The sequence below is a fragment of the Sphaerochaeta sp. UBA5849 genome (assembly GCA_002432715.1).
Taxonomy (GTDB): Bacteria; Spirochaetota; Spirochaetia; order Sphaerochaetales; family Sphaerochaetaceae; genus Sphaerochaeta.
This window is the reverse complement of record DJGJ01000058.1, coordinates 21911-32357: the sequence shown is the minus strand read 5'-3', so window position 1 is coordinate 32357 and position 10447 is coordinate 21911. Positions and strand designations below refer to the sequence as shown.

Genomic DNA, 10447 nt, shown 5'->3' with positions numbered 1-10447 from the left:
TGCAATATCTTACAATGCCATACGTACTTGCAGAAAAAAACCGCCGGAGCGACCGACGGTTTTCTGCTTTGGTACCAAGCTAAAGATTACCAGAAAAAACTATTTATTCTTATGTCTATTTTTTCTGAGCTTTTTCTTTCTCTTATGAGTAGCAATCTTATGCTTTTTTCTTTTTCTTCCACAAGGCACTGTAGAGCTCCTTACCATCCGATTTTTTTTCAGTGTCAACCGAATCAGGGTGGTTTTGTAATTACCGTACTATTATGCGAGTATACCAAACCAAGGTCAAGGGGGATGAGCACAAAATCTCCGAACACGATTTCCATTGTAAATTGCACGGATTCGTCTTGCTCTGTTCCCACTTTCTTTCTACTATAGAGCTAGGTGGAGGTTGTATGAAGGTTCTCATCTTCGGACTGGGGATGCATGGTGGAGGTTATGCTGCTGCGTCCTATTTTCTCGACCATGGCGATGAAGTGAGGATAACAGACCTGAAGGGAGCTTGCGACTTGGGCTCCGAGATGGAGTCGCTCACGCTTCGCGGCGCCTCATGCATATCGGGAACACATCGGAGTGAAGATTTCCTCTGGGCGGACATCGTTGTCAAGAATCCCGCCATCCCACCCAATCATCCGATGCTTGCCCATGCCAGGATGGTGGTCAACGACTTTGCCTGGCTCTTCTCTTCGCCTTGGTGTGAACAGGTAAAAATCATCGGGATAACCGGGACAAAGGGAAAAACCACCACCAGTGCTGCTGTAGCGCATGTCTTGACATCCCTCGGATATGAAGCGATGCAGTGCGGCAATATGGGCATCAGCGCATTTACCGTACTCAGGGAGTGGGAACGACGGCACGAACAAGGACGAAGGCTTCCCGATTTTCTGGTTGTAGAATTCTCCTCCTGGCAAATCAGGGACTCTGTACAATCCCTGCATGGGCAGCTTCCCATCATGGAGGTTTGCGCGCTTACCAATTTTTATCCCGACCACCTCAACTCCTACGAATCCATCGAACAGTACCTTGAGGACAAACTCGAGCTGTTCACACCAAACATTCACACCGCAGTGGTCCCCGATGTCATGATGAAGCGGATTCAGATGCAGACAAAACTCGACCGCCGGCACATCAGGGGCATCGACCGATCCTGCCCGAAAGAACTGGAACAGCAACCCCATCTGCAGAGCGCCTATGCGATCCTGTTGGCGTTGGGTCTCAAATACAAGAGCATCCTCAAGGCACTGGAGAGCTTTCAGGGAGTGCCTCACCGCATCGAGCAGGTTGGAACGCTCGGCTCCATCCTGTTTGTCAATGACAGCGCTGCAACCATACCGGAGGCAGTGCATTTCTCGTATGCGAAATTCAGCTCGATGGCAGTACACTTGATCTGCGGAGGGACGGACAAGAACCTGAAAGCCGATGCCATGCTGCAAGAGGTGAAGCAAGCAAGCAGCATTTCCCTTCTGGATGGCAGCTTCACACAAAACAAGCTGCTGCCTCTTCTGCAGATGCACGGAATTGCGTACATGGGTCCATTCAAGGCCATGGGGGACGCTTTGCAGGCAAGTTTCGATGCCGCCCAAGCAAAACAGTACGAGCTCCCGGATCTGCCTCAGGCAATCCTGCTCTCACCTGGTTGCGCTTCCTTTGAACTCTTTGCCAATGAGTTCGACCGAGGCAACCAGTTCAAGAATTTGGTTGGACTCCTTCTTGAGGCTTGACCCGCCGCTTCAAATGATATCTGATGTACTCCGAAACAGCATAGATTTTCCAAGGTATGAATGCATAGACATAATCGGTTGAAGGAGTACGATAATACGCCTGGCCGCCGAAGGAGAGCTTGAACACCTCCAAACCCGCCAAATGGCTTCCCCTTCCCTTGGGACCGGGAATGCCGTACAAGTCATAGATTGCGCAACCTTTCTCACAAGCCATCCTGATTGCATAATCCTGCAACACATGAGCACAAGAGAGAGAGTCGAAGCGCAGGGAAGCCCCGTAGAGATAGACAGCCTCGAATTTGGAAAACAGCACGATGATGCCACCCACTATCTTGCGTTTTTCTGCAGCAAGCAGGAGTTTGCACTCCACATCGCCGGCCACCTTGCCATCCAGGGACAAGAGCGCTTTGATATATTTTTCCGACCGTGGGGAGAACCCGTCACGCTTGGCAGTTTCCAGATAGATTTCGTACCAACGCTTGAACGAGGCACCATCGCCGCCCCAGAGGCCCACCTCAAAAACCTGGCTGGCTTTTCGAAGGGCCCGTTTTGCTCTGTCGCGATACCCCTTCGTCACCGCTTGATACCCCCAATGCAGATCGATGCGCACAGTCCCTTCAGGCTGGACACTTTCCCTGCAGGTTCTGAAGCGGGGGCCGTTGTAGAGCATGACATTCTGATCGTTGACTTCATCGAAGGGGAGGTCGTAGCGTAACGCAAAGACAGAGGAGGGAAGCTTCTTGCGCAGGGCTTTTGCAAGCTGCTTGAGAAGCTCTCCTGTTTGAGAGGATTGCTCAGGGGCAAACGGTATATACGCCAGTTGCCAGAACGGCAGCACCTGCTTGACAAGGACCAGGAGAGAAAACTGCCTCTCTTCGTCCTCAACCTCAAAGGCATACGGCTTCCAACCGGTCCCATGCTTGACGGCAGCCCAGTAACTGCTCTGCATCACCGATCCGGCACAAACAAATTTCTTGTAATCAATCGACCGGACAACCATCGCTTCCACCTTCCCCTTATGAAACAACGGGGGCCCCCACGGCCCCCATACAGTCCATGAAATTCCTCTAGGCCATCAACCTACCGGACCATCCAGATACTGCTTGGAGGTAAGATACACTCCATCCTTTCCGATCGGCTTGCCATCGATTTTCACCACTCCTGCCTCGGTAACGATGGGCATGGAGAAAAAATGGTCGGCCTTCACATAGGGCAGAGCCTCCTTCGGAGCCTCAAAACCTTCAGGGGTGAGCATGGTACCCACTTCGAACTGTGGTGCAAACAACACCTCACAGGTGGTGTGCTCCTCGGCCTTGGGATCACTGGCTGCAAGCAGCATTCCATAACTCTTCACACCCCTGAAATTGGCAGGCTTGAGGTTGCTGACCACCACTATATGCTGGTTTTGCAACTGGTCTGCCGTGTAGTAAGGAACAATCGAGCTGACAATTGTCCTGCTCTCCTCTTCCTTCATATCGAGGGTGAGGATATACAACTTATCCCCCTGCGGGTGCTTTTCAACATTGGTAATCTTGGCAACCTTGAGAATGACTCTCTTGGCGAACTGCTCTGCCAGGCTGACCTGGTCTTCTGTGTGATCCATTTCCTTCTCCATCCTGCTGGTTTGTTCCTTCAATTTTCGCTCTTCCTGAGAACCGCTGAACCGATTTCTCAAGCTTTCAATCCGATCATCCTCCAGTTTGGTGAACAGCAATTCAGGTTGATTGAGATGCTCGATTCCTTCCACGCTACCCAAGTCGGTCCATCGGGCTTTCTCTGATCCCAGGAAAGCAAGAATACGGCTGCTCGTGGTCGGCATGTACGGCTCAACCATGATCCCCAAATCCCTGATGAGATACAGCAACGTTTTGAGCAGGCGCTCGGCCTTGGCGGGATCGCTGCTTCTCAGCTTCCAAGGCTCGCCGTCCTGGAAGGCCTTGTTGCCGATCGAGGAGAGGGCGAATATCTGACGCAGGCCTTCCCGCTCTTCAGCACGCTCCAAAAGCCCGTCGATTTCGGCTTCCTTGCCCAAGACCTGTTCCCATAATCCTTCATCAATGGAAGCAGCGAGCAAGGAGGAGGGATCGGGGTAGAACCGCTGGACGAACGTGAGGGTGCGGTTGACGAGGTTCGAAAGATTGCCGATGAGCTCCCCGTTTACCTTCTCCTGGAAATCGGCCCAGGTAAAGGTGACATCGCTCTTTTCTGGACGATTATAAAACAGATAGAAGCGCCAGACATCAGCCGGGATGCCGGTGTCCTGCACATCGTTGCCGAATATGCCGATACCATGGCTCTTGCTGAACTTCCCTCCCTCGTAGTTCAGATATTCGGTGCTGCTCATATGATGCAGCATGGTCCAATTCTCGCCGGTTGCCAGCTGGCAGGAGGGGAAAATCACCGTATGGAAGGGAATATTGTCTTTGCCGATGAACTGGAATAACTCGGTGTTCTCGGGATCCTGCCACCATCGTTTCCAATCCTGCGTTGCACTGGCGGTGATGGAGACGTAGCCGATGGGAGCATCGAACCAGACATAGAAAACCTTGTCCTCATAGCCGGGTTTGGGAACGGGGATGCCCCACTTCAAGTCGCGGGTGATGCAGCGCTCCTTCAGGCCGTCGCGAATCCATGACTTGGTGACCTGGATGGCATTGTTCGCCCAAAAACCCTCTTTACTCGCCTTCTCCATCCATCCCTCCAAAAGGGGAAGCGCTTTGGGAAGATCGATGTACAGGTGCTTGGTTTTCCTGGGAACCGGGCGGGTGCCGCACACGCCGCAGCGCGGGTTGATCAATTCAACCGGATCGAGCAGGGTCTGGCAACTGTCGCACTGGTCTCCCCTGGCCCCTTCAAAATGACAGTGGGGGCAGGTACCTTCAACGAAGCGGTCGGCAAGGAAGCGCTGGCATGAGGGACAATACAGCTGCTCAAGCTCATGCTCGCTGATATAGCCGGCCTCATCCACTTTGGTAAAAATATCCTGGACTATCCGCTTTTGTTCCTGGGTGCTCGTTCTGCCGAAATAATCGAAGCCGATAGTGAACCATGCATAAATATCGCGGTGAATTGCATGATACCTATCGCAAAGTTCCTGGGGGGTCACCCCTTCTTTCAAGGCGCGGGTCTCGGTGGCCGTACCGTACTCATCAGTACCGCAGATATACAAGGTTTCATACCCTTTTGAGCGGCAGAAACGGGCAAATACATCCGCTGAGAGCACTTGGGTCAAGTTGCCCAGATGCGGGATATTATTCACATAGGGGAGTGCGCTGGTTACGAGTCTCTTTTTCATAGGGGACATCATAGCCTTCAAAAGCGTTTATTTCAATGGCAAACCGGACATTGTCGCCAAGATTGCGACCTTGACGATACCAAGCTGAGCGGGTACATTGGTAGAGTGCTACGGCACCAACAGGAGTTATTATGGATACCATGCAGCAACCACCGAGGCCTGCGCGAAAAGTGAACAATATCAGCCCGAAGCTGGTTATCTGGATTATTGTCGCAATCGTGCTCGTCATGTTGGTTCTCAGCAGTTTCTTTGTCGTCGACCAGACTGAACAGGCGGTTGTGCTTCGCCTCGGCAAGTACAATCGTACCGTAGGTCCCGGCCTTCAGACCAAGATTCCCCTGGGGATCGAAGCCAGCTACAATGTACCTACGCAGGTCGTGCAAACCATGACCTTCGGGTATCGGACAACCACCAATGCCAGCCCGTTCTTTGGCAATACGGACTACACCAATGAGTCCTTGATGCTTACCGGTGATTTGAACATCATTGATGTGCAGTGGATCGTCCAGTACAAGATTGAGGATCCGGTAAAATGGATGTTCAACGTCGAATCGAGGGAGACCACCATTCGCGACATCAGCCAGAGCGTCATGAACAAACTGGTCGGAGACCTNNGCGGTCATGACCAGTCAGCGGACACGCATCGAGGTTGAAGCCCAAGACAACATGCAAAAATTGTTTGACACCTTCGGCTTGGGAGTGCGGGTCGTCACCGTAAAGCTGCAGAACATCGTACCACCGATGGGTCAGGTGCAGGATGCCTTTGAGGATGTCAACAAGGCAATCCAGGACATGAACCGCCTGATCAACGAAGGCAAGCAGAACTACAATAAGATCATTCCTTCGGCCCGCGGTGAAGCCAACCAGATCATCCAGGTGGCGGAAGGCTATGCAAGCGAGCGTGTCAACCAGGCAACCGGTGACGTGGCGCGCTTCAACAGCGTTCGTGAAGCGTATGAGAAGAACAAGGATATTACTCGCACCCGCCTCTACATTGAAGCCATGGAGTCGATCATCAACCCAACCGGCGAAGGTTCGGTGACCTTGGTTGATAAGAACCTGGCCAACTTCCTCCCGGTCCAAATGCTTGAAGGAGGTGCAAAATGAAGGCGAATACCAACAAGAAACTTATCACCACCTTGGTTGTTGTAGTGGTATTTGTAGTGATATTCATCCTGCTTGGGCCTTTCTACATCCTCTATGAAGGCCAGCAGTCGGTTATCACCCGCTTCGGGAAAATCGTGAACGCAGAGCAAGAGTCAGGCCTGAAGTTCAAGATGCCGCTCATCGACAATGTGATCATCTACCCAAAGAAAATTCTCAGCTGGGATGGAGCCGCACAGCGCATTCCCACCAAGGAAAATCAGTTCATCTGGGTCGATACCACGGCCCGTTGGAGAATCTCCGACCCGGCAAAATACTATGAGACAGTGAACACCGTCAATAATGGTATTTCCAGGCTCAACGACATCCTGGACTCTTCGATTCGTACCATCATCAGTGAGAACTACCTCAACGAGGCAGTGCGAAACACCAACCAGATCAACTCGATGACAGTCGAGGAACAGGTCCAAAGCTTGGATGTGGAGAGCAACGAGGATGCTGAAACGTTGAGAAACCTGACAGTCACCCAGTCGAGGCAGGAGACCATCTCCATCGGCCGTGATGGATTGTCAACGATGATGTTCAATCAGGCCAAGCCGTTCACCGATGGCTTTGGCATTGAGCTGATTGACATTGTTGTCCGCCAGATCCGATACAGCGACGACTTGACCGAGAGTGTATACCAGAGGATGATCAAGGAACGAAATCAGATCGCCGAGGCATACCGCTCCTATGGACGCGGCCAGCTCGCCCAGTGGCAGGGTAAGACCGAGAGCGAACAACGCCAGATTCTTTCCGCCGCGTATGCGACCAGTGAGACAATCAAGGGTATCGCAGATGCGCGTGCAGCAGAGATTTATGCAGAGGCCTATGAAGCCGATCCTGAGTTCTTCGAGCTGTGGAGAACCTTGGAGTCCTATCGAAAGACCATTCCGGCACTCAACAAGATCCTGAGCACGGATATGCAGTATTTCGATATTCTCTATGGGAAAGAGTCTCAGTAGCCCCTGGTATTCGCAGTATTTGGAGGAAGGGAGAATACCCCTTCCTCTTTTTATGCCCTCCTGCTACACTCTCGCTCATGAGAGAGCGAGCGTGCATCATCTTCGACTTTGATGGAACCCTCTACCCCATCGCACCCTACGACAGCGAGCAGCGCCTGATCCGAAGGGTTGCAGCCTCGAAGGGCACACTCTTCAGGCAGAGGGCAAAACGCTTTATCGCTCAAGACCAAGCAGGCAGGCTCATTGATGATGCATTCCACAAGCGATATGCGCATCTGGTACGAACAGCAACACCTTCGATGATCGATGAGGTAGCCCGCGACCTTTCCTTGTTTCTCAGCGAAGAGGACATCAAGGCATTGGCCGCACTCAGATGCAGGGCAGACCTTGCCATATTGACCTGCGGGACGGAGAACCTCGTCGAGTCCTTCCTGCAGCACATCGGCCTTCGTGAGCACTTTTTCCTTATTCGAGGCAAGCGCTTGGTCTGGGATGAGATGGGAAGGACCCATATGGTTGTAGATATCGATACGCCGGAGGCAAAGGCTGAAGCCTTGACGCACCTGAGGCCTCTGTACCGGATAATCGTGGCTGTAGGGGACGGGCCCACCGATAGGCCCATGCTGCAAGCATCGGATTTGGGCCTGATCATCGATTGGAACCAGAACAATCGGGCTTACCCCTTTGAGACCCACTACAGCCTTGAATCCATCTGTGCACGACTTTTGGTCTACCTTGAGAGTGCTTGATCGGCCAAGTTGACGGCAAGCCGATAGGCATGGCGCAACACGAAGAGGGCAAGCACAAACAGGATTGCCGCAAAATAGATGAACGGAAGATCGAGCAGGACAGGGAGAATCAAGAAACCCGCCGCCACCACTTCCAAGACAAAGGAGAGTCCCAGCCCGATCAAGCCGTTGGTGTTGCTCTTCATAGCCTGCTGCGCCAAAGTCCAATCGAGCTTTGGATTATGGTAATCGATGCAAAGATGCAGTGTAGCGGCCAAAAGGATCAAGCAGAGGGAGAGCGGAGCCATCCAAACAAGGTGAAACAGGCTCACCTTGAAAAACGAGAGGGACAGGCTCAGGTATATCAGATTCGGAATTCCCACCAGACAGAAGTGAAAGAGCAGCTTTGCCTGTACGTATACACTTGCCGGTACAGGATAGAGTCGGTCAAAAACGAACATCCGGCCCTGTCTGGAGACGCTTGTGGAGCTGAGCATTCCAAGATTGGCCACCAACAGCATGGTCAAAAACACCAACTGCTCAAAAAAAGGAAAAGCTGTAAGGACCTCGGCCATACCAGCCATCTCATCCATCACCCCGGTCAGCATATAGACGAGTATCAGGATGACAGGGATGAAAAGTTCTCCCACGAGTTCGAAAAGAAAGCTGGAATTCGACCTGATGACTACCAGTTCCCGTTTGAACAATGCGGCCATCTGGCTGTTCGCCTTGAATGCAATTTCCTTTCGACGGCGGCTGCGCGTACTTTGGTTGCTCAATAGTTTCGAGAGATTTGTCTGATAGGTGCGGACCACCACCAAGCAGGTCACCAGCAGCACAGCTCCGTTGATGGCGGTCACCAACAATACCGAGGAGCCTGAAAATAGCTGTGCTGCCTGCAAGCTGAACAGCGGCAATTGCTTCTGCAGGGTTTTTAGAATCGGAGCCAAGGTGACCATCATGGACTCGTATTGAAAGTCCAGCAGGGAGTCCTGGCCGAGATTTCTGGTAAAAGCGGCACTGAGGCCCACGATGAAAAGGACCATCAAGACCATGGGGGCCGTCTCTTCAAGAAACCGGAATCGCTTGCCTCTGCTTGCACGGATGATTGCGATTGCAAAGAGAACCGAGCAGCAGAGCGGAAGCATCGGGCCGAGAAGCAGATAGGGAAGAGAAGCAAGTACGTAGTATAGGGAGAAGCCCTGGATGAATACGCCCACCACCAGTGCAGGAAGGGTTAAAAACCAGTAGAGCGGTGCATAATGCAGATAGAGAAGAATCAAGCGGCTTATTGCGGTGGAGGCATCCCCCACCTTCAGGGTTCGCACCAAAAGGATGTCCTTTGCGGTATAGAGAAAATCATGGATGGAGGTGAAGCTGAACAACAGCAAAACAATGAAGGATAAGGCGGATGCGACAAACAACCCCAAAAGCGGCTCTTCAACCAATATGCCCAGCGTCTGGTAACTATAGTAGTTCAGGCCAAGGAGCAACGAGAAGTAGATGAACATGATTATGAGCATCAAAGCTATCAAAGCCGTGAGCAGAGGGGACCTGCTGCCTTTTCTTTTAAAACTCAACCGCTCGAGGGCGCTGGTGATGGGCTTGTTTCCAAGCCAATATGCTTGTACCAACAAGCGTATGGTTTTCCAGTTCATGAGGGTGTTCCTTCTTCGGTCAACTCCAGGAAGAGTTGCTCCAAGTTCTCGGTCCCCTCCCCCTTGTTTGCCTGCAGCTGCTCGAAGCTCCCGCTGTATAGCAGCTTTCCCTCCTTGATGATTCCCAGCGTATCGCAGAGTTGCTGGGCAACCTCCAACACGTGAGTGGAAAAAAACACGGTGTTGCCCGCCTTTGCATACTCCTTGAGCAACTGCTTGAGAATGAACGAGGCTTTCGGATCGAGGCCTACCATCGGTTCATCCAGGATAAGAAGCTTGGGAGAAGGCAGCAAGGCGGCGATAACCGAAAGCTTTTGCTTCATGCCGTGTGAGTAACTGGAAATCTGATCGGAAAGTACATCGGAGAGCAGCAGCCTCTTTGCCAGTTCGTCGATGCGGTTTTTTCGTTCATGCCGATCAATCTCATAGATGTCCGCTATGAACGCAAGGTGTTCCAAGGCAGTCATCCGCTCATAGAAGACCGGCTCGTCGGGAACATAACCGATATCCTGCTTGTACGCGAGGGCATCGCTGCCGCTGTTTTTCCCGTCAAAGAGGATCGTCCCCTGGTCGGGTTTCAAAAGTCCGACCAACATTTTGATCGTAGTGCTTTTCCCTGCCCCATTCGGACCGAGAAAACCGAAAATCTGCCCGCTTTCAACACAAAGAGAGAGATTATCCACTGCATTCTTCTTCTGATTGCCATATCGTTTATAGAGATTTTTGCATTCCAACATGAGTGCAGTATAGAAGGGAACCGTACATTTGACAAGTTCTATTTCGATATTTTTCGAATTAGTTTTTATGAATATTCATTCATCATTATTCCCTGTTATTTTGTTTTTTCTGCATATTCCTTGATTATATAGAATATTTATGCAAAAACCTCTTGTCATTCTTGGTACTCTTTACTACACTGCTTCCAGATTGAACTTAC

Annotated in this window: 7 protein-coding genes and 1 pseudogene; 4 read left to right on the top strand and 4 right to left on the bottom strand. The window is 51.6% G+C overall.

From position 1 onward, the window contains the following. Positions 1–395 precede the first annotated feature (395 nt). The gene (locus tag B3K89_RS10090; RefSeq protein ID WP_293892040.1) at positions 396–1721 is read left to right on the top strand and encodes a Mur ligase family protein; all 1326 of its coding nucleotides are present in this window, start codon (positions 396–398) and stop codon (positions 1719–1721) included. Here B3K89_RS10090 and B3K89_RS10085 read toward each other — a convergent pair. Both B3K89_RS10085 and metG read right to left on the bottom strand, forming a co-directional pair. After that, on the bottom strand, positions 1687–2721 hold the full coding sequence (locus B3K89_RS10085) for a lipid II:glycine glycyltransferase FemX (RefSeq protein ID WP_293892042.1): 1035 nt from the start codon (positions 2719–2721) through the stop codon (positions 1687–1689). The two genes, B3K89_RS10090 and B3K89_RS10085, sit on opposite strands and share 35 nt — an antisense overlap. Before the next feature lie 75 nt (positions 2722–2796). Next, complete coding sequence (metG, locus tag B3K89_RS10080) at positions 2797–5016, bottom strand: methionine--tRNA ligase (RefSeq protein ID WP_293892037.1); 2220 nt, start codon at positions 5014–5016, stop codon at positions 2797–2799. A 131-nt stretch (positions 5017–5147) separates the two neighbouring features. Between metG and hflK the strand changes: the two are divergent. The 3 genes and pseudogenes from hflK (at position 5148) to B3K89_RS10065 (ending at position 7873) form a co-directional block, all read left to right on the top strand. Further along, positions 5148–6123, top strand: a pseudogene (gene hflK / locus B3K89_RS10075) (FtsH protease activity modulator HflK). Next, positions 6120–7124, top strand: coding sequence for a protease modulator HflC (gene hflC, locus B3K89_RS10070; protein ID WP_293892031.1), 1005 nt, complete (start codon positions 6120–6122; stop codon positions 7122–7124). Before hflK ends, hflC begins: the two are co-directional and overlap by 4 nt. Positions 7125–7201: 77 nt before the next feature. After that, a complete protein-coding gene (locus B3K89_RS10065; protein WP_293892028.1) occupies positions 7202–7873 on the top strand; it encodes a haloacid dehalogenase-like hydrolase in 672 nt (223 codons plus the stop codon). Here the strand turns inward: B3K89_RS10065 and B3K89_RS10060 are convergent. Both B3K89_RS10060 and B3K89_RS10055 read right to left on the bottom strand, forming a co-directional pair. Further along, positions 7855–9510 (bottom strand): hypothetical protein, encoded by a 1656-nt coding sequence (locus B3K89_RS10060; RefSeq protein WP_293892025.1) that lies wholly within the window; start codon positions 9508–9510, stop codon positions 7855–7857. The genes B3K89_RS10065 and B3K89_RS10060 overlap by 19 nt on opposite strands. Continuing rightward, complete coding sequence (locus tag B3K89_RS10055; protein WP_293892022.1) at positions 9507–10247, bottom strand: ABC transporter ATP-binding protein; 741 nt, start codon at positions 10245–10247, stop codon at positions 9507–9509. Before B3K89_RS10055 ends, B3K89_RS10060 begins: the two co-directional genes overlap by 4 nt. Positions 10248–10447: the final 200 nt, after the last annotated feature.

Coding starts and splice junctions, on each gene's coding strand:
- B3K89_RS10060 (WP_293892025.1), bottom strand. CDS start 9,510: ATGAACTGGAAAACCATACGCTTGTTGGTACAAGCATATTGGCTTGGA.
- B3K89_RS10055 (WP_293892022.1), bottom strand. CDS start 10,247: ATGTTGGAATGCAAAAATCTCTATAAACGATATGGCAATCAGAAGAAG.
- B3K89_RS10085 (WP_293892042.1), bottom strand. CDS start 2,721: ATGGTTGTCCGGTCGATTGATTACAAGAAATTTGTTTGTGCCGGATCG.
- hflC (WP_293892031.1), top strand. CDS start 6,120: ATGAAGGCGAATACCAACAAGAAACTTATCACCACCTTGGTTGTTGTA.
- metG (WP_293892037.1), bottom strand. CDS start 5,016: ATGAAAAAGAGACTCGTAACCAGCGCACTCCCCTATGTGAATAATATC.
- B3K89_RS10090 (WP_293892040.1), top strand. CDS start 396: ATGAAGGTTCTCATCTTCGGACTGGGGATGCATGGTGGAGGTTATGCT.
- B3K89_RS10065 (WP_293892028.1), top strand. CDS start 7,202: ATGAGAGAGCGAGCGTGCATCATCTTCGACTTTGATGGAACCCTCTAC.